At 37.6% G+C, this 23,913-nt stretch carries 16 protein-coding genes and 2 tRNA genes; 3 read left to right on the top strand and 15 right to left on the bottom strand.

Annotated features, from left to right (window positions below):
- Positions 1–7: 7 nt before the first annotated feature.
- From KJ593_02170 to KJ593_02155, 4 genes are read right to left on the bottom strand one after another with little or no spacing between them, the layout of a single operon-like run.
- Positions 8–2,416 carry an AAA family ATPase gene (locus KJ593_02170; protein ID MBU2540682.1) on the bottom strand — a complete coding sequence of 803 codons (2,409 nt, stop codon included), beginning with the start codon at positions 2,414–2,416 and terminating at the stop codon, positions 8–10.
- Positions 2,400–5,720 carry an N-6 DNA methylase gene (locus tag KJ593_02165; GenBank protein ID MBU2540681.1) on the bottom strand — a complete coding sequence of 1,107 codons (3,321 nt, stop codon included), beginning with the start codon at positions 5,718–5,720 and terminating at the stop codon, positions 2,400–2,402. The genes KJ593_02170 and KJ593_02165 overlap by 17 nt, the downstream gene beginning before the upstream one ends.
- Positions 5,721–5,724: 4 nt before the next feature.
- Positions 5,725–8,967, bottom strand: a complete 3,243-nt coding sequence (locus tag KJ593_02160) for a helicase (GenBank protein ID MBU2540680.1) — start codon at positions 8,965–8,967, stop codon at positions 5,725–5,727.
- Entirely contained in the window at positions 8,964–9,134 is a 171-nt protein-coding gene (locus KJ593_02155; protein ID MBU2540679.1) for a helix-turn-helix domain-containing protein, read from the bottom strand. The genes KJ593_02160 and KJ593_02155 overlap by 4 nt, the downstream gene beginning before the upstream one ends.
- 147 nt (positions 9,135–9,281) lie before the next feature.
- Between KJ593_02155 and KJ593_02150 the strand changes: the two genes are divergently transcribed.
- Complete coding sequence (locus KJ593_02150) at positions 9,282–9,752, top strand: DUF2924 domain-containing protein (protein MBU2540678.1); 471 nt, start codon at positions 9,282–9,284, stop codon at positions 9,750–9,752.
- Positions 9,749–11,359, top strand: coding sequence for a recombinase family protein (locus KJ593_02145; protein ID MBU2540677.1), 1,611 nt, complete (start codon positions 9,749–9,751; stop codon positions 11,357–11,359). The genes KJ593_02150 and KJ593_02145 overlap by 4 nt, the downstream gene beginning before the upstream one ends.
- A 499-nt stretch (positions 11,360–11,858) precedes the next feature.
- On the opposite strand, the gene KJ593_02140 is transcribed toward KJ593_02145, so the two are convergent.
- The 8 genes from KJ593_02140 to KJ593_02105 all read right to left on the bottom strand — a co-directional run bounded on the left by KJ593_02140 (position 11,859) and on the right by KJ593_02105 (position 19,436).
- Positions 11,859–12,641 carry a hypothetical protein gene (locus KJ593_02140; GenBank protein ID MBU2540676.1) on the bottom strand — a complete coding sequence of 261 codons (783 nt, stop codon included), beginning with the start codon at positions 12,639–12,641 and terminating at the stop codon, positions 11,859–11,861.
- 573 nt (positions 12,642–13,214) lie between these two features.
- Positions 13,215–14,114: an alpha/beta hydrolase gene (locus KJ593_02135; GenBank protein ID MBU2540675.1), complete on the bottom strand. Its 900-nt coding sequence runs from the start codon at positions 14,112–14,114 to the stop codon at positions 13,215–13,217.
- A gap of 204 nt (positions 14,115–14,318) precedes the next feature.
- Complete coding sequence (locus tag KJ593_02130) at positions 14,319–14,678, bottom strand: hypothetical protein (GenBank protein ID MBU2540674.1); 360 nt, start codon at positions 14,676–14,678, stop codon at positions 14,319–14,321.
- 96 nt (positions 14,679–14,774) lie between these two features.
- Positions 14,775–15,413 carry a nitroreductase family protein gene (locus KJ593_02125; protein MBU2540673.1) on the bottom strand — a complete coding sequence of 213 codons (639 nt, stop codon included), beginning with the start codon at positions 15,411–15,413 and terminating at the stop codon, positions 14,775–14,777.
- Between the two features lie 651 nt (positions 15,414–16,064).
- Complete coding sequence (locus tag KJ593_02120; protein MBU2540672.1) at positions 16,065–17,306, bottom strand: MBL fold metallo-hydrolase; 1,242 nt, start codon at positions 17,304–17,306, stop codon at positions 16,065–16,067.
- Positions 17,307–17,767: 461 nt separating this feature from the next.
- A tRNA-His gene (locus KJ593_02115) sits at positions 17,768–17,844 on the bottom strand.
- An 8-nt stretch (positions 17,845–17,852) separates the two neighbouring features.
- Positions 17,853–18,956 carry an AsmA family protein gene (locus KJ593_02110; GenBank protein ID MBU2540671.1) on the bottom strand — a complete coding sequence of 368 codons (1,104 nt, stop codon included), beginning with the start codon at positions 18,954–18,956 and terminating at the stop codon, positions 17,853–17,855.
- Between the two features lie 405 nt (positions 18,957–19,361).
- Positions 19,362–19,436 (bottom strand) — tRNA-Pro (locus KJ593_02105).
- 123 nt (positions 19,437–19,559) lie between these two features.
- Here KJ593_02105 and KJ593_02100 point away from each other — a divergent pair.
- Positions 19,560–22,091 carry a DUF748 domain-containing protein gene (locus KJ593_02100; GenBank protein ID MBU2540670.1) on the top strand — a complete coding sequence of 844 codons (2,532 nt, stop codon included), beginning with the start codon at positions 19,560–19,562 and terminating at the stop codon, positions 22,089–22,091.
- Here the strand turns inward: KJ593_02100 and rdgB are convergent.
- Genes rdgB through KJ593_02085 form a run of 3 tightly spaced genes read right to left on the bottom strand, consistent with a single transcriptional unit; the run spans position 22,056 to position 23,912 of the window.
- On the bottom strand, positions 22,056–22,676 hold the full coding sequence (gene rdgB, locus KJ593_02095; GenBank protein MBU2540669.1) for an RdgB/HAM1 family non-canonical purine NTP pyrophosphatase: 621 nt from the start codon (positions 22,674–22,676) through the stop codon (positions 22,056–22,058). The two genes, KJ593_02100 and rdgB, sit on opposite strands and share 36 nt — an antisense overlap.
- Positions 22,666–23,379 (bottom strand): ribonuclease PH, encoded by a 714-nt coding sequence (gene rph / locus KJ593_02090; GenBank protein MBU2540668.1) that lies wholly within the window; start codon positions 23,377–23,379, stop codon positions 22,666–22,668. The genes rdgB and rph overlap by 11 nt, the downstream gene beginning before the upstream one ends.
- A complete protein-coding gene (locus KJ593_02085) occupies positions 23,373–23,912 on the bottom strand; it encodes a FumA C-terminus/TtdB family hydratase beta subunit (GenBank protein MBU2540667.1) in 540 nt (179 codons plus the stop codon). The genes rph and KJ593_02085 overlap by 7 nt, the downstream gene beginning before the upstream one ends.
- Between the last annotated feature and the right edge of the window lies 1 nt (position 23,913).

Genomic DNA, 23,913 nt, shown 5'->3' with positions numbered 1-23,913 from the left:
CTCACTACTACACTACCGGGTTTAGTTCTTCAAAGATAAATTTAATGATGTTTTTAGATAAATTCCTTGTATCTTCGTCCATATCTAAAACTGCTCCATGATGGTCGTCTTTAAGTACGTCATTAAAGTCATAAATCTTTCTTGCCATCTCTTCATTTATTGAATTTCCTTCTTTTAGTTTGGTAACAATATCGCCAAGCCCCTCAACAGATACTCCTTTTAAATTTTTTCTGAACCTCCACTCTAGCTCTTTTTGTAGTATCGGTCTTAATGATCTGCGCACGTCCGACGCGTTTACATCAGAATCGCCGTTAATAAATCTTTCCATCTTCTCTATTTCTTGAGCATGGGGATCTAATCTAGTTTTAGGATCACTAACCAACCCGAAGACAGTACCAAAACCATCTCTTTTGATTTCAATAAATTTTAAATCCAAATTCGGAAGACTTCTCAGTTTCTCGTAAGTATCAAGTAAAAATCTGCTGTGGTGCGCAGCTATAATCAATTGGCGGGAAGACGTCGTAAGATTCTTGATCTCTATAAAGGTCTGTGAAATCCTATTGTCGTCAAAGCTAGTTATTGGGTCGTCTAAGAAAACAATGGTGTTTTTTAATTCAGCCTCGCTTTTCTTTCTGAGTTTTGAAATGAAAATTGAAAATGCCAAAGCCCTCCTGTCTGCATCACTAAATATAAATGGTAACCGATCAAAAGTAATTTCCTCATTTGCAAATTTTATTGTCGGTTCATATACCGGCTGACCTCCCCAACGTCGATAAGTTGTTTGAATTTCAAAATCAATAGAGCCTAATCTATTAAAAATTTGTGTTGCATCCTGGAAGTATTGCTCAATAAATTCTTTATTTTCTCGTTCTAGTTCTTCCTGCAATTTTTTAATTTCCTTTTCTGTTTTATCTTTCTTTCCTCTTAAGAGTTGTACCTTATCTATATCGGCCGATAATTCGTATCTTTTTACTTTTATATTCAAATCTATTATCTTATTGCCCAACTTCTCTGATTCCTTTATTAATTGGTCGTTCTGACTCCTTGTTTTAAGGGTATTTATTTCCCTAAGAAGTAATTTTACAGATTCATTGTATTGATTTATTATTTCTCCAAACTGCTGATAAACGATTAGTAATTTATCGCTGGCGGGGTATTCCTTGATACAAACAAAAGGTTTCTTCTTTTTTTCAGCGATAAGTTCTCCAAATTTACCAATAACTTCTTCCATCAAGCCTACAAGATTGCAATTGGATTTATTCGCTTTGTTGCTAAGATTATCTATTTGTTCAATGAGTTTTTGAGTCTCGTCTGTAAAGTAATCCTGCCAGCGGTGGCAACTTGCCAAATTTTTATTTACTGAATTTTCTACTAATTTAACAGCGCTAATAAGCTTATTGAATTCTTGATGTTTATCATTCAGTATTCTGAAAGCTTCATTACAAAAGCTTCCATATTCTTCGCTGAATACTGTTTTGTATGTCTCAATGAGATCAACAACTGTAACCAAAGATTGACTACAAAACGGGCAATTTAAGATGGTTGCATCTTTATTTTGTTTAAGATAGGCATTTACTCCTTTTTCAATCCATTCTTCTTCTTCGCCATCATGGGAATTAAAGTGTTGTTCTATATGTTCTCGCATCCGCTTATATGCAGTATCATTTATATCATCAAAGCCTTTTCCCAGCGAATCTTTTAGAATTTTGATTGTCGGTTCGGGATTTTCAAGAGAAAGTATTATCGGCTCATCGAGTTCAAGAATTTTATTCTTTTCCGAAATTGATTTTCTAAATTTCTTCAGATTCCCCTGGAGCATAGTTAATTCAGCTTTAGTTGCTTCAATATCATCCGGCTTCTCGACTGATATAAAGTCTTCAAGGCTTATTCCTAAATCTAAAGTTCCCAAACTTCTTTTGAGTAAATCTCCAAGTTCGCCGATAGTTTTTGTCGTTTCGCGGAGTGATTTATTCTTTAAAGAATCTATTTGTTTGCCAATCTCGACACTTTTCTCGCCTATTAGTAAATTTGTCAGATTTTCTTTATTAGACCTTGAGATTGTTAATCCTGTAAAAACATTGTCCTCGATAAAGCGAGAGTCAAAAACTTCTATTGAGCAATTAAAATTGCTCGTATTCCATCTTTGGTTAAGACAAGAAATATCTTGTTCCGTTTTATCTGTACCATTTTTGATACTAAAACACACCTCTTGGGTAATTGGGTTGCCGTCCCTTATTATTGATTGTCTATTTAATAAAACTTCCGGATTTTGATTCGCTATGGAACGAAAAATGTCGGCGAGGGTTGATTTTCCGTAACAATTAGGGCCGTAAATTAAGGTCAGCCGGCCAAGCTCGGTATGCCCGACATTCAAAAATCTTCCAACCCCTTTAATTTTTTTAATTCTTTTTATCATATTGTCCTTCTACAATTTTCATTTCTTCTGATGTTAAACCATAAAGCTTATAAACCATCTGGTCGATTTGGCGTTCGTATTCTTTGACTTTGGCTTGTTTCTCATTGCTGCCTTTTGATTTTAAAATATCGATGATTTTGGCAACAATATTTCGGATTGCATTTTGACCGTTTTTATCGGCTTTCAAAATGGGGAGATTAATAATAGGTTCCTTGTCAATCTGATAATTAGTGCCTTGCATTTTTCCTCTGTGTCTTAGCCAGAAAGTAATCAGTTTAGAATTTAAAAGACCTGTTAGAAATTGCTGGTCAACTCTTTCAGTTTTGATCACATAAAATGTTGCAGAAACATAACTATCAAAATCGACATAGGTGAAAGTCGGCCTTGCACATTTCCTTGCAGCTATAATTTTCTCTCCTCTAAAAAAATATTCATCTCGAGCTCTATGAAGACCGTAGGGCTTATTGTCTGAAGTAATAACTTTCCTAAAACGATCAAGATGTCTTTTAATATTCAAATAATTCTCAATTTGTTTCTTATTTTTAAAACTCGAATCCGTGTAGATAACCCATTCTTTATTTGTAGAATTTCCATACCATCGTAGCAATTCTTTTGTGGTATAGGAAGGCTTTATTAAGCCTAACTCTTTTTTTGTGAATGAAATTCGCTCCTTTTCTTCGTTGCTTAGAACGAAAATTCCATCCCCAACCTTATATTGACCACCTAAAATTTCCTCGCGGTTTTTATTCACGCGATCGTGATGATGGTGTATGCCGTTTGCAACTTCCTTATCGTTAAATCGAAAATTTGCTTTTAATGATAATTTTTCAAGTATCGGTTCAATATCAGAACTGCTGAATGTTAATGTTTTATCTATAAAATTGATCCTTGTAATCGTAGGAGTTAAGTATTCTGACTTAGGATTATCTTCCTTATTAATAAGAAAAATAGCATCATCGAATTCAAGATCATTCCCAAGAAGTCGCCTGTAATCAAATGAGTAACTATCCAAATCAGTATTTTTCCTAAACACCATAACCATAGTTTGTATGCCAGACTCGAATATCTTAAAAGCACCAAAATCAATCAAGTTCAAAATTTGAGCATCTTTTATAACTTTATTCCTCATCTTTGAGGCGCCATAACTAGTGACCCAATTATTTTGTGCGATAAAAGTAACTAAACCTGTGCCGTCTCTTGTTATGTCTAAACTCTTACAAACAAACATATACCAAATATCCATTTTGCCTTGATAATAAAGCGAGCTTCTAAATCCCTTGAATGCATTTCTGTTAACATACTCTTTAATGTATGGGGGATTGGCAATCACAATATCAAATCCATCCTTTATCCCAAACATCCAATCTGGATCAAACCATGAGCAAGGTTCTTCTGAGAATGGATTCCACTGTGATAGCTTCATTGTCTGTGATTTTTCCCCCCCAAAAAGAGCCCAACCTAAAGCATGCTTTGCCATTTTTCTTTGTAGCTCAAGGAATCTTTTCTCTACTTTCCTCTTCTCGCTGCCATAGCTTCTTAAATATCCGTCTCTAAGATCCCTTAATGATTTAATATCTTCATCAGCTTCGAAAAGTGTCTGCTGGGTACCTTTTTTAGGAAGCCCTATCAAGCTATTAGTGCAAACAAATTTAAACTCAAGATTAGGCAATGGCTCTATGCCACGGTTTTTCTTTGAATCATTTACTGTTTCGTCTACAATAAGCGACAAGAAAAACCTCAACTTCGAAATCTCTACAGCTATCGGTTGGATATCTACACCAAAAATAGCGTTTTGAATTATGCCTAACTTATGAATATAGCTAACATTTTCTACTTTTAATTTTCTCTCTAAAGTTTTGTTGCCGATACGCGAAAGCATTTTATCGAGCCACCATTCAGATTCTGGATCAATCTTTTGGAGAATAACAAGCATCTTCTGTAATATCCCCATTGGAAAAGCGCCACTACCGCAAGCAGGATCAATGATTTTAATAACATCAAGAGCATTAAGGATAGATTCTTTCTCTGAGCTGGTAAGCTTCAATTCAACGTCCTCATAGGTAAGCAAACGCGTGATTTTATTTTCTTCAAGCTTTGTCTTAGTTAAAAGATACTGTTTTAAACTCTCGCTCACCATATATTCAACAATGGGTCGTGGAGTATAATAACTGCCGGTTGCCTTACGTGCTGTCTCACCGGTTTCCGGATTAATCTCTGCAAGCAAATTTTCAAAGATACGTCCGAGCATTTCAGGTTCAATGGAAAGCTCCACATCAACAGAAGTATTTTCGTCTATAGTAAAGTTATAAGTTTCAAAAACATCAAATAACTCTTTTATCCAATGGTCAGGAATTTTGAGGACGTTTATATACTTTGAAATCCCTAGAAGCCCCGGATCATAAAAATCATGATGATGCGGTGTAAAAAGACCACCGTTTAAGAAGGGAATTTGTGACCATGTCGATTCTTGATATTTCTTATCGCGATCTTTTGCCGGAGTATTAAGCACTTCAAAAAATAAAGGTTCCAGGATACCATGGTAATAGCCTTTATTTTTCAAAACTGCATTTACTGAAAGAAGTTCTTCGGGTAAAAGGGAAATATTCCTATCTGACTGTTTTCTCTTTAAAAACCAGCAAAAAACAAGTCTACCAATAAGCCTCACAGTAAACTCTTTGTCTAAAGTATCATCACTAGTTCCAGGCAAGTCCAATAGGCCTCTACCAGCGTCAATTGATTTACGTCCAATTTTGCGCTTACCGCCAGCCAGTTGAGTAAAAAGAATCGCGATTTTCATGTAGAAATCTTTATTTACTACCTCGATTGAGAAACGGTTCTTTAAATCTTCAAAATTTTTTATTCGACCCTGTTTCATAAGATACTCTTCTGGAGTGTGTGTTTTTGTATCAGGACCTAAAAAGAAAGAGTATCGGCGGGGATTAGAATATTCCTTTTGAACTCGCCTACCTTCCAATTTTAAATCAATAGTAATAAGAGATAAACGATAATTAGATGAACTTGAAGACGTAAAGATTGCTAGTGCTCTTCTTACCCCGTATTGTGCCAGTATGCGAAAGGAATCTCTTGAAAGTGAAACGCGAGGATCATTCTCAGAATGATGCTTAATTTCGTATATATTTAAATCGAGGGATGGAACTTGACCAATCTTGGTGACTTTGCTTATATGCTGGGGTTTAAATTGAGATTCGATACTCTCATCGCAACTTTCAAAATCTTCAGGCAGGAATTGATTTTGGAAAAAATCTAGATATTTCTCTCGTTCATAAGTAACTTTAAAATCCATAAAATTAAATTAATTCCTCTGATAAAATTAAGGTCTCTTTGCCTTCTTCAATACGCTGCTCTCTATCAATAATTTGGATAAGATATTTATGAGGCACTTCTTTCTGTAAAATCTTAAAATCTTCCTCTAAGCTTTTTGAATCAACTGCCCTTATTAATTTCTCATATCTATCCGGCAAAGCATCCAAATCATTCACAACATACAACAAATCTTCTAAATAATCTTTTACCTTAGGAAGCTTGTTTTTCAAAACATTCACTTTATCAATAGTATCTCTTTTTCCTCTATCTTTAGCGACTTCAGTTCTTTTAGAAAATAGTTTTATTCTAACATTTTCATAAATTTCATCGAAAGATTTACCAGTTTTCTCGCCTTTCTCTTCAGCCTTTGCTTTGAATAATTCCAAAGCCTGAGGAATACTTAAAGAAACTGACTCAACTTGTTTATTTCCATATTTAAAAGCATGCTCTTCACCTTTCTTGCCAAAGATAATTACACCTTTTTTATCCTTTTTAACCGTTCTTTTAACACGAGAACGCCGTGGTAAATTTAAAGCCTCTTCAATCACGCGTGGTTCAGAAATACGTAATTTCTTGATGAAATTCTCATGTTTAGCTTCTGGTGAAAGCTCTTCTTCATTCCTTAAAGTTTCCTCAAATTTATCAGCAAAGTATCTTTGAAGTTCCTCATCTTTAGTAAGTATTTTAGTATCCTCTCCAAAAAGTGCATGTACCATTGCGATCTTTAAAGTAGAAACTTGTTTTATCCTTGTTGCTTCCTCTCCAGTTACAGTAGGAAAGTAGTTATAGATAAACAGCTCATCAAATACCTTTTTATTAATACGATTTATGCGGCCTACTCTTTGAATAACCCTAGTTGGATTATAAGGAATATCGTAGTTAAAAACAATTCCTGCCCTGTGCAGATTAAACCCTTCTGAAATTGCATCAGTAGCAATCAATACATCATAATCATTTACCTGAACTCGGTAGCCGGCATCAAAATTTTCTTTAATTATCCTTTTGTTTTTCTCACTTGCGTCTTGAGCAGAATACTTAAAAACCCTTAGAGTTTCTTTAAGGTTTTTGTATAAATGTCCAGCTGTATCCGCAAACTCAGTAAAAATAACTATTTTTCTATCAGGTTCTGATTTCAACTTTTCTAGTAAAATTTCTTTTAGGTGTTCGAGCTTAGGGTCTTTCGGAAATCCTTCTTCAAACCATTCCTCCCTAACTTCTTTAAGCATCTTAATATCACTATTAATATCCTCTATAAATTGTTTTCTAAGCTCCTTTTTATCTATGAGCCACAGGCCTTTTTCTATATGTTCTTTTAACTCCTCTTCAAGCGTGGCTTCTCTTAACTCTTCATCTAAATCTTCTCCGACAGATTCCTGAAGTATATCTACATCTGGTAGATTACCCTTTTTGTATATTGGAATCTTACCTAATTTATCATACCAATCGCGCATAAGTTCCGAATTACGAATTAATGAATCAAGGGTCTTCTGAAATGCATATACTGAACTCTCGAATCTACGGACCAATAAACGCTTCATAAACTTCGCTAAGTTTACTTGAGTTTGACGTAATAAATTCTCATCAACTCCCATTTCTTTTGCGATTCTATCCTTATATTTATCAAAATCCTTAATATAACTGGTCGGCTTGTACCTAGCTCCAATAAATCCTGCATTTTCATCTTCAGGGCATATAGTATCAAGAGTATCTATATAAATATCACTTAGATCCTCTAATTCATAATCAAGAATCTCAGGTGGATTAACTTTAGGAAATTGAATCTTTTGACGCTTTAAATCTTCTTTATATTCTTCTATGGCGTCTAAATCTAATCTGGACCGTCTAATCACCAAAGGCGACAATATGTCCCTGATCCCATTAGCTACCTCTTTTACGCGAGAGGCGATCACCTTGTTGCTTACTTTTTTGCCTTGCTGATCTTGTTTAATCTTTTGGAATTCCGAAACAAGTTTTTTAAATTGGAACGAAAGATTATCTACAGTCTGAATAGTCGATCTCGTGGGTATTTGAAATAATTTAACCATTGAAAATACGTCCTGAGGCCGATTGTTAAACGGGGTAGCTGATAGAAGCATTACTTTATTACGCTGACATAATTTATGTAAACTTGCGTAATCCCTAGTTAATTCGTTTCTATATTTATGGGCCTCATCAACAATGACGAGCTGCTCCTCCTCTTGAATATTTTCTTTTAACGCTTGCTCTATTTTACCAGAGCTGTAAACCTTGGCATTAAATTCAAAATCATAACGATAGTCATCCCATTGGGCTTTTAGGTGAGGAGGGACAATAACAATACTTTTTAGATTCAGATTGTGAGCAGCCGCAGAAGCAATAATACTCTTGCCTAAGCCTACTACGTCAGCAATAATTACGCCGTTGTGCCTCTTCAGCACATCCAAAGCGCGCTTTATTGCATCAATTTGATATTTGAGATTAATGTATCTACCCCTTGTAATCTCAGCGGGCAACCTTACAAAATCCCTATTATATTCGAGAAAATATTCTTCTAATACACGCACGTAAACTAAAAATGGTCTAGGAATTCTATCTAACCAAATATTATCTATTACATTGCTGAAAAAATCTTCAATATTTTCTTTATCAACTATCACTACAGAATTTTTCCACAAATCTTGAAAAATCTTATAAGCTTCACTGAAATTACGAGCATCTCTTGAAACAACATTTATCTCAAACCGCCCCTTGAAACCAGACCTAGTAAAGTTGCTAGATCCAGTAATAACTGTACCAGGATAATCTCCACCTTGACTAAACTTCTCTTGATTTTCAAATATGTAGAGCTTGGCGTGATTAGGCTGACGAGTCTTTCTAATCTCTAACGAGCCGTCCTTAATTTTATCTAAAAATATCTTAAAGGCTTCTTGTTTTACATGTGAATCGAAAAAATCTGTATCATTAAATAGCTTAACTAAAGACTTAAAATAACTATCTTTTATTTTACCGCCTGAAGTATTCACTTCTTGAATGATTTCAAATTCTCTGATTTTATTGGTAATGTCATGCTCTATCTCTAAACCTACTAATATCTTGATTTCTTTGTCTTTGACATTCTTGTAGACTTCTTCAAAGCCAGAGAAATAGAAATATCCAATTAAAAAATATAGATTTTTTGAGGAAGGCAAGATATTATTTACGACATCTGAAAGAAGCCTATCCTGATTTGTGATAAATTGAGTGCTCATTTATGCTCCCTATTTGAAATAGACCATTTATAGATTTCATCCTTACGAAACCTCCACTGTCCTCCAGCTTTAAAAGATGGAATTTTTCCAGTTCGTGCAAGGCGGCGGATTGTATATTGGTGGAGTTTTAGATATTTAGCTAGTTCTTCTACGGTGAGAGTTTCCACTTTTCAACTCCTGGGATAGTATAAAATGTGGCAAGATGTGATTTATTATACAACTCTGCGTCTGTTTTGACAACCAAAAAATACCTCTCTTTCCCCTTGCTATATCGCAAATTGTATGGCCCTATGTAACCTGAGGAAAATGTGCCAATGAAAGAGACGTTAGAAACCAAAATTGCGGATCTCAAAAAGAAGACCATTCCTAAGCTCCAAAAGAAATACGAAGAGCTATTTAATGGCCAAAAGGCGACTTCGGACAATAAAATCTACCTAATAAGAAGGATTGCCTACGGCCTGCAGGAGCTTAAATATGGCAGCTTATCGCAAAAAGCGGAAAATAGGCTTAGAGAACTTATAAAACTTTATGATCCTGTTAATAATAAGTCGATTAGACCGAAGATAAGCCTTGAAACGCAGGCAAGAAAGAAAAGCCTTGGAAGAGACCGACGCCTTCCTATTCCAGGAAGTGTTATCATCAAGAAATATAAAGGCAAAAATATCCAGGTCAAGGTGCTTGATAATGGCTTTGAATATAACGGGAAGATATATAAGCATCTTACCACCATAGCTGAAGAAATAACCGGAGTGCATTGGAACGGCTATAATTTTTTTAATTTATGAAAACCATAGAACCTAAAGAGAAACAGATTATTAATTGCGCTATTTATACGCGCAAATCGGTCAGCGATGGACTTGAGCGTGACTTTACTACCTTGGATGCCCAGCGCGAGTCCTGTGAAAGCTACATTGCCAGCCAGAAAAACGAAGGCTGGGTAGCTTCGCCAGAATACTACGATGACGGTGGATTCACCGGTGCCAATACAGACAGACCTGCACTTCAAAGGCTTCTTACTGACATCAAAGCCAATAAAATTAATTGCGTAGTAGTCTATAAGGTTGATCGCCTATCACGCTCACTTCTTGATTTTGCAGAGCTCCTGTCTGTATTTGAAAAACATGGTGCCACTTTCGTATCAGTAACACAGCACTTTAATACGCAAAACTCGATGGGCAGGCTTACGCTTAATATCCTCCTCTCTTTTGCGCAGTTTGAACGCGAAATAATCAGCGAAAGAACCCGCGACAAGATGGGCGCTGCTAAGAGAAAAGGCAAATGGATCGGAGGAAGACCATCTTTAGGCTATAGCATCGATAAGAAAAAACATAAGCTCGTAATTAACCCGAAGGAAGCCAAGCTTATACGCAAAATCTTTAACCTATATATTGAGAAGCGCTCACTTTTGTCAGTAACGATATCTATGAATGACCTTGGATACACAACTAAACAGCATACATCTGAAAAAGGCAGAAAATTCGGTGGGATTCAGTTTACAAGCAACGGTATTCAGCTAATCTTAAGAAATGTGCTTTACGCCGGCAAGGTTTCATACCAGGCCGAGTTATATCCGGGAGAACATGAAGCGATTATTTCGAAAGAAACCTTCCAGAAAGCACAAAGCATACTTGCAGAAAACAGGCCTGACTGGAAAATGACCAAAAAGACTAAACATGTAGGGTTGCTTACCGGACTCCTACGCTGTAAAGCTTGCAACTGCGCGATGTACTTCTCCTACAATATCAAAGCCAACAAATACAAGTATCACTACTACCTTTGTATGAGTGCCAGTAAGCGCGGCTACAAAACCTGTCCTACCCGCTTACTGAGCGCGCAGAAGATTGAACAGAAAATCATCGAATTGCTCAAAACCTTGACTCCTCTGCCGAAGCTCGACGAGAAAGTATGGGATACCTTTAGCTTGCAGGATAAAATTGCGATTATAAAAACAGTCCTTAAAGAGGCGAGTTTCGATGGTAACAAAGGCATACTTGAAATCGTTTTGCTAAAAGACAATAAGAAACGTCAATATAAGGTAGAACTCAAGGAACTCAAAAACCTGCCGGTTCCTCCTAATCAGATAAATATTAAGAACGAACCACTGCTACGACAAAGGTTAATCTTAGCGCATCAAATACAAGACGTAATCGCTAGCGACCGAGTGAAAGACTTAAAACAAATGGCTGAGTGGCTTAACTTAGGCGATGTTAAAATCTACTTAATCATGAACGCGCTAATGCTTGCGCCAAACATTCAAGAAGAAATCCTTCTTTCCGACAATAAGAACATCTCATTAATCCCCGAATACAAGATCAACAAAATCTGCCGAGAGTTAAATTGGGAAAAACAAAACGAAATGTGGCAGAAGCTGCTAAAAAACCCTACCGCGTAACGATAGAAAACCTCTCTCCCCGTATATAATGGCCTCGTGAAGCTCGAAAACCCCTCGAATATTGCCGATATTTTCATTATATAGAACGCATTATATAAGAGAGGATTATGCCTATTTTTGCAATAAAATGGCTTGATCCAGAGAGGCTTTATAAACAGCTTATGGTGCGGAAAAATTCGATATAGTGCCAATAAATATAATGCCCTAACTCTTTGACACAGCGCCAGATAGAAAAGGCTATTGACCGTATCCGATCAATAGCCTTGAAACTCTCCCATTATGCTAAGAGAATGAAATTACTGGGGTACCTGAAGGGAGTTATACTCAGCGAGGGAAAACTCTCTGCTTGGTTTAGGCCTTATACCGTCAAAAAGAGCTAATTTGATTATCTCAAATAGGATTCCCCCTATTGGACGATTTTCGCAACTGGTTGGACTCAGAAAAAAACAACATCCATAATCCGAGTCTCAAGTAATTGTTAATATAAACTTAACTAAGCTCAATGTAACACTTTGAAAGACTGAACTATCTTCGCCATTGTCTCAAGCAATTCCTCATCTGGGGGGTCGCGTGTAATCCGGATAAATTGCACAGAACTAAAAGGGCCTTTTAGGAAGCGGATTACCCCATATATCTGCCGAAGACTACTGACCAGTCCAGACTCAAACACGGCTTCTTTATGAAAAATAATCGTATCGCCCAATACGTTACAAGTAATTACCTTAGGATTTAGGTTTCCGTGAGAGTCCAATCCAATTATTACTTGTTTCTGTTCAGGGGTAACATTATTTAAAACAGAGTCATCGATTGAGATATGTTTTGATTTCGATAATTCGCTACAAAAGTTTGAAATTGTAAGATTTTCTGCTTGGCTACGCAATCTCTCTTGAATAGCAATAGGAAACATATCTATAAATCCACCAACTGCTATAGGGTCATATAATCCACCTAAGGCCTGCATGCCTACCCATACCCTGCCAGATCTAAGTTCGAGGTCGCCGCCTAATATAATCTTACCATTACACAATCCATGAGAGAATTCAGGAAATAAAATCATCTCCCCTGAATCACCATCAGGCATATCTGTCCTTATGTCCTTTCTCGGAATGCCGAAACTTACAGGATATGAAAACTCAAAACGATTTGAAGCATCGCGGTAAACACTCCATTCTTCATTTAATGCAGCACCTGAAACTAAAGGCTCTGTTAGAAAACACGCAAATCCAACAAAAACAATAATAAGAAGCGCAATAACAGTATCAATAAATATTCTCCTCTTCATCTCTTCTCCTTTTGATATTCAACTAAAACAAAAACCCACTGCAATATATTATATCACTGTGAGTTAGGATAGCAACTCCCCCTAAGAGATTCGAACTAATTTACGGCAACTTGAGCAAGCCTCTCTTGTTTATTTTCCCTCGCGTTTAGTTTATGGCTTATTTTTAAAGATAAAAACTCTATTATATCAACGAATATAGCATAAACTAGCGTCCATAAACTAAGAGAGGAATTGGCCAAATATGCGGATATTCTGGCTGATTTAGAGAGGCCTAGTAAGCAGAGAGTAAAAAAGATAACTGCGGCAATGATAAGGAATAAGCAATGCCCTAACTGTCGCAAACCCTAGGAGATAAAGCGCCCCGGCGATCGATATCCGCCGGTGCGTTAATGTAAATCATTGTGCTACAATGAGTTATGAAGCTGGGGTACCTGAAGGGAGTTATACTCAGCGAGGAAAAACTCTCCCCTATTGGACGACATTCGCAACTTTTTGGATGAGTTTAGGGGCTGGTGCATTACGGACGAAGAGGAGATGATTTTACATCTCAAAACCTAATACTACCATCTTCATTTATTTCTTAAGTATCATTTTAATAGCTTGCTCAAGCGCTGGGTTGAAACGCTCAGGTGCTTTAAGCATCAGAAAATGATCCAGTCCGTCCAACTCGATTAATTCAAAGTCCTTTATGTGCCGTCTGTTCGCTTCGACATCTGTTGGCCAAAGGTCGGCGTTCACAGCTATAACTGGAATGTCCAATTCATCAAACAACTTGGCCACATCACCTACCAGATACTCGCCTAATGACTCGTTTATTGCACTGAGCGCAACCTTGGGATTAGCCAAAGACATATCAGAGATCACCCATTCATTGACCGGCGAGTTGTCAGAACGCAACATACCTATAACGAAATCTCTGACACCCTGTTTGAAATCTTCTTTGAATGGTGCAGTCATCTCCCTGAACTGTTCTTCCCCCAGAGGATACTCCACGTTCTGAAGGTCATCAACCGCGACCAATCCAATAGCTTTCTCTGGCATCAAGCGGGCCGCCTTTGCGATTACAAGGGCACCCATGGAATGACCGATCAAGATTACCTTCTCTGCTCCGATACTCTCGACGACAGCCTTAACATCATGACCAAAAGCTTCCATAGTGTAGTTTTCACGTTCGCTCCCAGAACGACCATGCCCAGCCAGATCAATCAGAACCATGTGATACTTCTTCTTGAAATACTCAACCTGTTCTCTCCAGTAGCTCGCGTCACAACTCCATCCGTGGACGAATACGAGTGTCGGATCCTCTTGCCCATGCTCGCAATAATTGATCGCTGTGCCGTCAGTAGAGATCGCTATTTTGACTGTCTCAACATTCTGCTGAGGATCGATCTGCGCAAGGACAGGCGAAAGCCCGAGCCCACCCAGCAAGAGCATTATTAAAAGTGATAACCTAAAAATTCTGTGTTGCTTCACATTTCTTTCCTTTTTATAATTTATTTATCCAACAAAAAACCTCTGCAACACATTGTATCACAGAGGTTTGGAAAGTCAAACTCCCCCTATTGGACGACTTTCGCAACTTTTTACGGTCAGAAGAGGCTGGAAAGCTGTCAAAAGAGCTGGTTTTTATTGGCTAAGCTGCTCCTTTACATTGGGGCACAAGTTGGGCACAATTGTTTATTTACTCTTACCTCTAATTTTTATTCCTTTGATTCTCAGTTCATCCGTTCTCTTCTTGGAACATTCCATACAAAAGAATACAGGTTCCGAATTTCTCTTATCATAATTGGGAGCCAATACTAATCTCCATAGGCTTGTTTCTTTACCGCAATTATCACAACTCCCACTTTCTTTAAAATGCCACATCTCTACGGCTTTAGAAGTAAAGATAAATCTATCCACCCAAAAGAATATGCTACCACCAATCAAATTAGCTACTACAGTTTGCCATAATCCTGCACCTAAATTTCTTAAGACTAACCAAAGTATAGGAGTGCTTAGTTGCCATCTTACTAAATAGAGTATAAATCTCTTCATATCTCCCTCCTAAACTGCTCCTTTACTTTGGGGGCGGGTTCCACGGTTATGACTACATTTCCCTTTTTGTGCCCTTTTTCAACATACCTGTGACTTCTAGATCCATTTAATCCTGGGTTCTTTTTTATTCGGCCGTATAGTATCCGGTGCACTGGAATAGCTTTTTGGATAGCCAAGCACGATAGGCCCGAAGATTCGTTCATCCTCCGTTAGCTCAAGGGCTTCTACGATATCAGCATCGTCTGTGACCATTGCGCCGAATCCCACATAACAGCTTCCCAGACCAAAAGAGGTTGCGGCAATCATGATGTTTTCACAGGCAAGCGCGCAACTTATATCAGATCCCGCTGGGCCTATGACAAAGAGGATGACAGGTGCAGAATAATAAACCATATCTTTGGGTTCGCCTATCTCCTTGTAGAACTTCATTACCTGCTTGTGCATTTCAGGCACAGTCTCCTTCATGCCTTCGATGAACCTTGACCTGATAGGTTCGGTAGCCTGAACTAGTTTTTGCTTAAACTCTGAATCTTCCACAACAACAAACCGCCAAGGCTGAATAAGGTCTTCAGGCTTCCCATGCTTCTCCGACATAAAAGGTGCCTGATTGCCAGCCTCGATGATCGTACTGATGACATTTCTCGCAATTGGTTTTGGCTCATAAGACCTGACAGACAACCTCTTGTTTATGGCTTCAATTACGGGGTTTATTACCTTGTTTTTTTCTGATGACATATAACACCTCGCATTTGTTCTCTTTATCTAACTTTCGTTAATTGCAATTCTCTTTATAGTGCTATATTCTACCTCAAACAAAAACCCTCCGCAAGTTTTTAATTTGCAGAGGGCTAGTGGAATTTTCTCCCCTTAAGAGATTCGAACTAATTTACGACAACTTGAGCAAACCTCTCTTGTTTATTTTTCCGCGAGTTTAGTTTATGCTCATTTTGAAAAATAAAATCTTAAGAAAATCGACGAATATCGCATAAACTAGCGCCCATAAACTAAGAGAGGAATTGGGCAAATATGCGGATATTCTGGCTGATTTAGAGAGGCCTACTACACAGAGAGTGGAAATGATTATTTTACCTACGAGAACAAACTGCTAACGCCCTAACCATCGTAAACCCTAGGAGATAAAGCGCCCCGGCGATCGATGTCCGTCGGGGCGTTGATGTAAATCATTGCGCTGCAATGAGTTATGAAGCTGGGGTACCTGAGGGAGTTATACTCAGCGAGGAAAAACTCTCCCCTATTGGACGACATTCGCAACTTTTTGGAGGAGTTTAAGGAGTGGTGTTTAAGCGAAGAAACCGAAAAGTTATTAGATAATGCGACTATCTTTAGTGCTAAAAAGTAAATGGAAGGTTTAACACGCCTATAAAACTACTGACTAATTGAACAGGTTCCACCTCCTAATTTAGCTTTATACATTTTCTTATTATAGGGCAATTTCATCAGTATCATACCCATAAGACAATTGTTTGTCAATCCAGCAAAAATAAGTCCACAACAAACCCAGACTGCAATCCAAATAAAAGCATTATTCACAAACTGAGCCATTATTATTCCAAACAATACCAATACCCCAGCAATTATTCTGACTTGCCGCTCTAATGAAATACCACCTTCTCCCTTTACAACAGGAAGCCTTTCCTTCTGCCAACGTGTCATTCCCCCTGACATCACCTTTACCGAACGAATACCTGACTGCAGTAACATATCCGCTGCCATGGGAGAACGATTCCCTGTGTGGCACAAAACTATATATGCCTGAGCAGATTCACTCAAATCCTTTATTTTAGAACTAATCATATCTATTGGAACATTCATAGAGTGATTGATATGGACTTCATTATATTCTAAAGCTGAGCGCACATCTAATAATTTAACATTTGAGTCCTTAGCTATAATCTCCTGTGCAACTTTGGGTGCAATTATCTCTAAAGTTTTAGCTTGGCCTTTTTGATTTACCCGAATAATGTTATCAATATTAAAAGGTTTGGGTAGCTTTTTAGAACGGGCATTCTGAATAAATGCATCTTTACTACTCTCCTTCATAAAAGGATTTGTTGTCTTTTCTTTAACTATTGTAGAAGACTTTCTTCCGTTATAATCATGAGCAGGAAATACTATTGTTTCATTCGGAAGGTTCTTTAGTCTTTGTAAAGTATCAAACATAGATTCGTGAGAACCATTTTGGAAATCTGTCCTACCTACGCTTCCTATCAAAAGCACATCAGCTGTAAACACCATACCTTCCCCATGAATACTGATAGTATCGTCAGTATGCCCTGGTGCATACAAGACTTTAAAATGTTTTTGACCAAGGACAACCTCATCGCCATCTTTAAGTCTTTTATCTGCTACTTCTGATATGGCCTTTTCATGCATCAATACAGACGCATTAAACTTATCTTTTAGTATCGCAGCTAAAGAGAAATGGTCCGCATGAGTATGCGTATCAACTACAAACTTAAGCCTAAGTTTATTCTTATCCAAGTATTTCTTATATTCCTCTAATAAACTTATATGCGGGTCGACAATTAAAGCTTGTGAATTTGAACTCAAAATATAAGAGTAACAACTTCCAGCAGCAAATTGTTTTGACTTAAAATCTGTCGCCATAAAATTTCCTCCTTTACTCAAAATAAATAAACTATATTTTCTTCATCGATATTATTATACGCAAATAATAACCCCTTGCAACTTATTTTGTTACAAGGGGCTATAAGTAGTGGCTCCCCCTTAAGAGATTGGAACTAATTTACAACAACTTGAGCAAACCTCTCTTGTTTATTTTTCCGCGAGTTTAGTTTATGCTCATTTTGAAAAATAAAATCTTAAGAAAATCGACGAATATCGCATAAACTAGCCAACATAAACTAAGAGAGGAATTGGCCAAATATGCGGATATTCTCGCTGATTTAGAGAGGCCTACTACACGGAGAGTGGAAATGAGTATTTTACTGACGGGTACAAACTTCTAACGCCCTAACCATCGTAAACCCTAGGAGATAAAGCGCCCCGGTAATCAATGTCTGTCGGGTTATTGATGTAACTCATTGTTTCACAATGAGTTATGAAGCTGGGGTGGGTGACGGGATTTGAACCCGCGACCACTTGAACCACAATCAAGTGCTCTATCCAGCTGAGCTACACCCACCATTTATCTTATTTGCCGAATATATCAATTATATCCTTAAGGCCCTCTGTTTTAAGAAGTTCTTTCCCTTTCTCTTTTCCCCAATCTTTTATATCCTTACCTATCTCTTCTACGCTGGAGGTGATCTCTTCCTGGGGTTTGGATAAGATATTTTTTGCTGCGGCCTTAAGGAGACTTGCCCCAAAATCAACCTTATCAAATCTAGGATTATCCAATTTAGTATGGATAACAAAATCTAATTCAATCTTACCTTCGGGGTTTGAGAATATATCAAGCAGCTCGGAAAAAACTAAAATATCTTTATGATTTTTACCTTCTGCCCCAGACTCTTCTTGAGTCTTGATTCCAGATAATAGCAGATGACAATCAATCTTAAGATCATTATCCTCTGCGTTCATTTTTGCCTGAAAATCTAATGTAGCCCCTGAAATGTTCTTACCTAATAAGCGATTATAAATCGGCAAAATGTCGTCAGTATAAAAATCTTTAATTTCCAAATTGCCCTGCATGTCTTTCTTGAAAAAATCTATCCAGCCTTCCGAAGCAAAATTTTTACCGTTCTTTGCCTTCTCACCAAGTTGGGCAGAAACATCAAAATTAAATATCGGCTTCAAATCTATTGATCTCTTATGTACTTTAACATCTAAGTCGTAAATATTGAGACGGTAATCATCTTGCGAGCTATCAATAAAAAAAACATGTCCATCGCGTATATCTAAGCCTAAAATAATGGGTAATTGTTTTGGGCTGGCAGTACCTGCTTGTCGCTTAAAAGGGATCTTTAAGGAGCCATCATTTTCTCTCCTTAAAACTAATTGCGGCTTATCAATGGTAATGTTGTTTAGTATTACTTTGCCGCTGAATAAGCCTAAAGGATTTAGTTTAAGCTTTAAACTAGTTTTTAAGAAGTCTTTTATTTCTAAATTTTCAATCTTAATTGTATCAGGAAAACCCAAAGAGATATTTTCTAAGCTTACTGGGGCATCAATTGTCTTTGACAACTGCTGTTCGATTATCTCCCTGCCGCGAATACTTAAGATTAAATAAGAAGAAACAAGAAGCAGGACGAAGATTATCAGAAAAATTACCAGAATCTTAACTATTATTCTCATTTTTCTAAAATATGGTGCGCCCGGCCCGAATCGAACGGGCAACCCTCTGCTTAGCATCCAGCATCAAGTTTCCTTGACCACTCTTTTCGAGCTTGCTGGCCGGACTTTATCTTAGGCATCTCAGCCTCGCCGTGTAAAGTCTCTACACTTTCCCCATTACTTAAGGATAGCTCGGTATTACCCCAAAAAAAATAGGGTATCTACCGAATTAGCGACGTCCACTCCACAGGTTCATTTCCCTATGAAGGCTCCCATGTTTATCCCGCGCTTACGCTCGGGGTCACTTGAAAGGCAGATGCTCTATCCTATTGAGCTACGGGCGCCCACAGTTTAAAGAACTTATTTATTAGAGGTCAGCTATTGAATCAGTTTTCCAACCATCTAATAAATAACATTATATTCTAATCGGGGCGACAGGACTTGAACCTGTGACTTCCTGCTCCCAAAGCAGGCGCTCTAGCCAAACTGAGCCACGCCCCGTAAGGCCATTATTATAACATGCAATTTTTTTCTTTTCAACTTATTAGAAAAGGCTTGCTTTAGCCTGATTGATTAGTTATAATTTGTTGGAATTACATTTAATCCTTTTATTTCTACGCACTTATGAAAAAAGTTCTAATTATCTCTCTCCTTGTAAGTCTAGTTATATTTACCCTCCTTATTCTAGGCTACTTCTACTTAAAAGATACTTATGTTCCTAAGACCTTAAAAGTTCTCATCGAAGATTCAGTCATAAAACACACTAATCTTAAAATAAGAATCAAGAGTATCTCCTATGAAATATTAAAAGGGGTTGTTATAGAAGATATCTCTTTATTTGAAGAAGGCCAGGAACCAAAAGATGGACCTATTACCGTAGAGCAAGTCCGCTTCAATATAATGCTTTTCCCCTCACTAGAAGGAAAACGCATAATTATCCCCACCTTATACATTAACGGACCATCTATCAAGCTCCAAAGAGGCGATAAAGAAACTTGGAACATACAGGAATTCCTAAAGAAAGGGACGACTGAGGGTAAATCTAAACTGCCGCTTGTATTGTCAAAAATTAAGGTTATATCCGGTAAGGTCTTCGTTCAAGATAATGCTATTACACCTAGTATAAACAAAGAATTTAGAAACTTCAACCTCGATATAAATCCTGGCAATCTAGAGAATATCGTCTTTAGATTAAGCTCAGATGTTGGAAGTAATTTAACTAGCGAAGGCAGAATCTTTGCTGAAGGAGAAATAAATCTCAAAGAGCAAGCAATTACAATCAAAACTGAGACAAAGGATATCGAGCTGGCAGATATCTGGCGATATTTCAATATGCCTAACACAAATATCAAAAGTTTTAACCTGGAAAACATGAAAGCAAATCTAGATTACTCCCTCTCCAGTAAAACTCTCACTATTTCAAGCGATGCACAAATAGAAAATTTTGATGTTGATAGCCTTGATATATCCTCTAGGGGAAAACTAAAGCTATCTTTAAACTCCTCAATAGAATCAGCGTTTGAAAATCCAAATATTTCATCTTTATCCGGAGATGTCGAGTTCCGAGATACAGAAATAAATGGCTTAAAATTCCTTAATTCCCTGAAGAAGATTAGGGCAAAATTTAGCATCAAAGATAATTATGCATCATTAGAAGAATTTGAAGGTCTCTGGCAGGAAAATAAGCTAAAGGCAACAGCAAAAATTCCTTTAATGCCGCTTCAGAAGAATGCTGGAGCCTCACCTTTAACATTGGACGTCTATTCTGAAAAATTAGATACAGAAGAATTAAGTATTTTTCTTCCCGAGGAAACCTTAAAAACAATAGAGGAAATTTCCGGAAAACTAAACCTGAGGGCTCATCTGGAAGCAACAATGGGGCAACCTGCTAAACTTGAGAATAAAAAATTTACTGTTAATGCAGAGCTGTTTGATCTGAATTTAAAACTAAGGGCTTTAAAAAACGAAATCTCAAATATAAATGGGAGTCTTATCCTGAATGAAACAGCCCTGAATTGGAAGGATATTAACTTTTCTATTTACAATCAGGATTTTAATACCTCAGGGGTTGTTGAAGACTTCAATGCGCCGAAACTAAAATTTAATGTGTCTTCGCCGCTTCTAAATCTACGCACGCAAGTCTCCTTAAACAAAGAAAATGCAGAAATCGAAAACTTAAGTATAAGCTCTTTTGACTCAACCTTAATTGCAGACGGTGTTGTGTATTTTAGCGAAGGAGAGGAATCGAGAATTAGTTTAAATACGAAAATAAAATTAGAGACCTCCAACCTCATACACTGGCTACCACAATTCGAGGAAACGCTGAAACAACTTGGGCCAAAAGGAAATATTAATCTAGAGACACAAATTCAAGGCCCCCTTCTTAGCTTTACGGACTGGGCCTTAACTTTAAATGCTGAATCCGAATCACTAAAGGTTGCTAGACTTAACCTAGATAAGTTACAACTGAGCTATAAACAAACAAATAACATAATAAAGAAGCTTTCATTTTTTGGTAATCTCTATGGAGGGAACTTTAAACTTAAAGGTAAAGGCGAAATTCTACCTGAGACCTTCCAGTTAGATTTGGACGTTGATATCCAAAATGTTGATCTTGCAAAACTAAAAAGCGATACGGCCTTTAAAGATAAAGATATCAGCGGCATACTTTCAGCCAAAGCTATACTAAATGCAAAAAGGCCAATAATTGAAACCTTATCCGGTGAGGGTGAACTTAATATAAAAGAAGGCAAGATCTGGGAGTTAAAATTACTTAAAGGCCTAGGGGAGATTTTGCTACTTCCGGAGTTTTCCCGCATTAATTTTAATGAGGGTGAGGCCACATTCAGGATTGCTGATAAGCGTATCTCTACGCAAGATTTAACTCTTGCAAGTCCGCAAATGAATCTAGCTGCAGAAGGCTGGTTAGGTTTTGATGGAATGCTTAATTTTGACGTCTATTGTGAATTCAGCGAAGAATATATTGAACACTCGGCAGATCTAAGAAAACTAATAACGAATATTTTTGCCGAAATAAACAAATATCTTGTTGTGAAAGTAAGTGGCAGTTTAAAACAACCCGAATATAAGATTATGCCGAAAAAACTCCAACTAGATATCTTAAAACCTTTTAAGGATATCTTCGGCCTTCCTTAAAAATGCTTTTAATTTTCTGATTGCCTTTCTGCGATGACTCATCGTGTGTTTTACCTTTAGGCCAAGCTGAGCAAATGTCTTATTACGATGAGGAATTATAAATACAGGGTCATAACCAAAACCAGATGAACCCCTCTTCTTAAACCCAATAAGGCCATGACACCTACCTTCGAAGCTTGCCAATATCTTTCCTTTATAGGCTAAGGCAATAGCGCATACATAGTGCGCCTTTCTCTCCGAAAGTGGCAAACAGTCTAGTTTTCTTAATAATTTATTATTGTTGTCTTCGTCAGACTTATGTAATCCTGCAAAGCGCGAGGAATAAATCCCGGGAGCCCCACCCAGGGCATTAACGCATAGACCAGAATCTTCACCCAATGTCAGCCTAGAGGTTAAACGAGAAATCTGACGTGCTTTTTTCTCGGCATTCTCCTTAAAGCTTTTTCCCGTCTCTTTAACCTTGGGAAGATTCGCAAAATCTGCCAAAGAGCTAAGTCTAAAGCGACTAGGCTTAAGCAATTGCTTTATCTCTCTAAACTTTTTCCTGTTGCGCGTTGCTACTAGTAACTCCAACTTAGATAACATTAGCTAAGGTCTTCTTCTGAATCTGGATTATCTCATCAATGCCTTCTTTAGCAAGCTGCAAAAAGGCATCTATTTCTTTGCGGCTGAAGGATGAATTCTCACCAGTTGCCTGCACTTCAACAAATTCACCACTTCCGGTCATAACTACGTTCATGTCTACATCTGCCTTCGAGTCCTCTTCATAGCTTAAATCCAACAATATATCGCTGCCAATCTTGCCCACGCTCGTTGCTGCTAAATAATCCTTTATTGGTAATTTGCGAAATACGCCCTGTCTTTTCAGGCCATCTAAGGCATCAACTAAAGCAACAAAAGCACCGCTAATGGCTGCGGTTCGCGTACCGCCATCAGCCTGTATTACATCGCAATCAATGCGTAACGTCCTCTCTCCCAGCCTATTCATATCTATGACAGCTCGTAAAGATCTACCGATGAGCCTCTGAATCTCGTAAGTCCGGCCCGACATTTTATCTCGGCTCAAACGCACGTTACAAGAACGCGGTAACATGCCGTATTCGGCTGTGACCCAACCCGTACCTGTATCTCTTAAAAAAGGCGGAACAGTATTATCAACACTTACAGTACAGACTAGACGTGTATTTCCTAGTTCAATAAGACAAGAGCCTTCAGCATATTTTGAATAATTACGCTGAATTGTAATCTTTCTTAAATTTTTCAACCCACGATTATTTTCTCTTAACATTGTAATTCCTTCCTATCGTATATATCTTTTCCATGACTATTTATGCCCACAATCACCGGAAAATCGCACACCTTAAGTTTAAATATTGCCTCTGACTTCAAATCAGAAAAAGCCACTACCTTTGCATTTCTTACCTTTTTAGCTAATAACGCACCACATCCTGATGGCGCAAGCAGATACACACCATTAGTCTTTTTAAGGCCTCTACGAACTTCCTCTGAGCGTCTACCTTTGCCGATTACAGCCTTCAATCCTGATTTCAAAAGCGGTAGAGTCAATTTATCCATCCTGCTACTCGTTGTCGGACCACAGGCACCAAGCGCAAATTTTCCTTTGCCTGGATTAGGTCCACAATAATAAATAACCGAGGTTTTCAAATCAATAGGCAATTTCTTTCTCTTCTTTAATAATGCCACTAATCTTTTGTGCGCCTGGTCTCTTGCAGTATAAATAATACCGCTCAGAGACAATTCTTCTCCTGCCTCAAGATGAGTCAGCGTTTTACTATCAAAAGGTAGCGTAATCTTTTTCATA

Source organism: Candidatus Omnitrophota bacterium (genome assembly GCA_018830005.1).
Lineage (GTDB): Bacteria > Omnitrophota > Gorgyraeia > JAHJTE01 > JAHJTE01 > JAHJTE01.
The sequence above is the reverse complement of the archived record's forward strand: the minus strand, read 5'-3'. Positions and strand labels throughout refer to the sequence as shown.

Bases quoted from the DNA above. Each gene is read 5' to 3' on its own strand.
- KJ593_02085 (MBU2540667.1), bottom strand. From the start codon at position 23,912: ATGAAAAAGATTACGCTACCTTTTGATAGTAAAACGCTGACTCATCTT.
- KJ593_02110 (MBU2540671.1), bottom strand. From the start codon at position 18,956: ATGAGAATAATAGTTAAGATTCTGGTAATTTTTCTGATAATCTTCGTC.
- KJ593_02100 (MBU2540670.1), top strand. From the start codon at position 19,560: ATGAAAAAAGTTCTAATTATCTCTCTCCTTGTAAGTCTAGTTATATTT.
- KJ593_02120 (MBU2540672.1), bottom strand. From the start codon at position 17,306: ATGGCGACAGATTTTAAGTCAAAACAATTTGCTGCTGGAAGTTGTTAC.
- KJ593_02165 (MBU2540681.1), bottom strand. From the start codon at position 5,720: ATGGATTTTAAAGTTACTTATGAACGAGAGAAATATCTAGATTTTTTC.
- KJ593_02140 (MBU2540676.1), bottom strand. From the start codon at position 12,641: ATGAAGAGGAGAATATTTATTGATACTGTTATTGCGCTTCTTATTATT.
- rdgB (MBU2540669.1), bottom strand. From the start codon at position 22,676: ATGTTATCTAAGTTGGAGTTACTAGTAGCAACGCGCAACAGGAAAAAG.
- KJ593_02145 (MBU2540677.1), top strand. From the start codon at position 9,749: ATGAAAACCATAGAACCTAAAGAGAAACAGATTATTAATTGCGCTATT.
- KJ593_02170 (MBU2540682.1), bottom strand. From the start codon at position 2,416: ATGATAAAAAGAATTAAAAAAATTAAAGGGGTTGGAAGATTTTTGAAT.
- rph (MBU2540668.1), bottom strand. From the start codon at position 23,379: ATGTTAAGAGAAAATAATCGTGGGTTGAAAAATTTAAGAAAGATTACA.
- KJ593_02160 (MBU2540680.1), bottom strand. From the start codon at position 8,967: ATGAGCACTCAATTTATCACAAATCAGGATAGGCTTCTTTCAGATGTC.
- KJ593_02125 (MBU2540673.1), bottom strand. From the start codon at position 15,413: ATGTCATCAGAAAAAAACAAGGTAATAAACCCCGTAATTGAAGCCATA.
- KJ593_02130 (MBU2540674.1), bottom strand. From the start codon at position 14,678: ATGAAGAGATTTATACTCTATTTAGTAAGATGGCAACTAAGCACTCCT.
- KJ593_02150 (MBU2540678.1), top strand. From the start codon at position 9,282: ATGAAAGAGACGTTAGAAACCAAAATTGCGGATCTCAAAAAGAAGACC.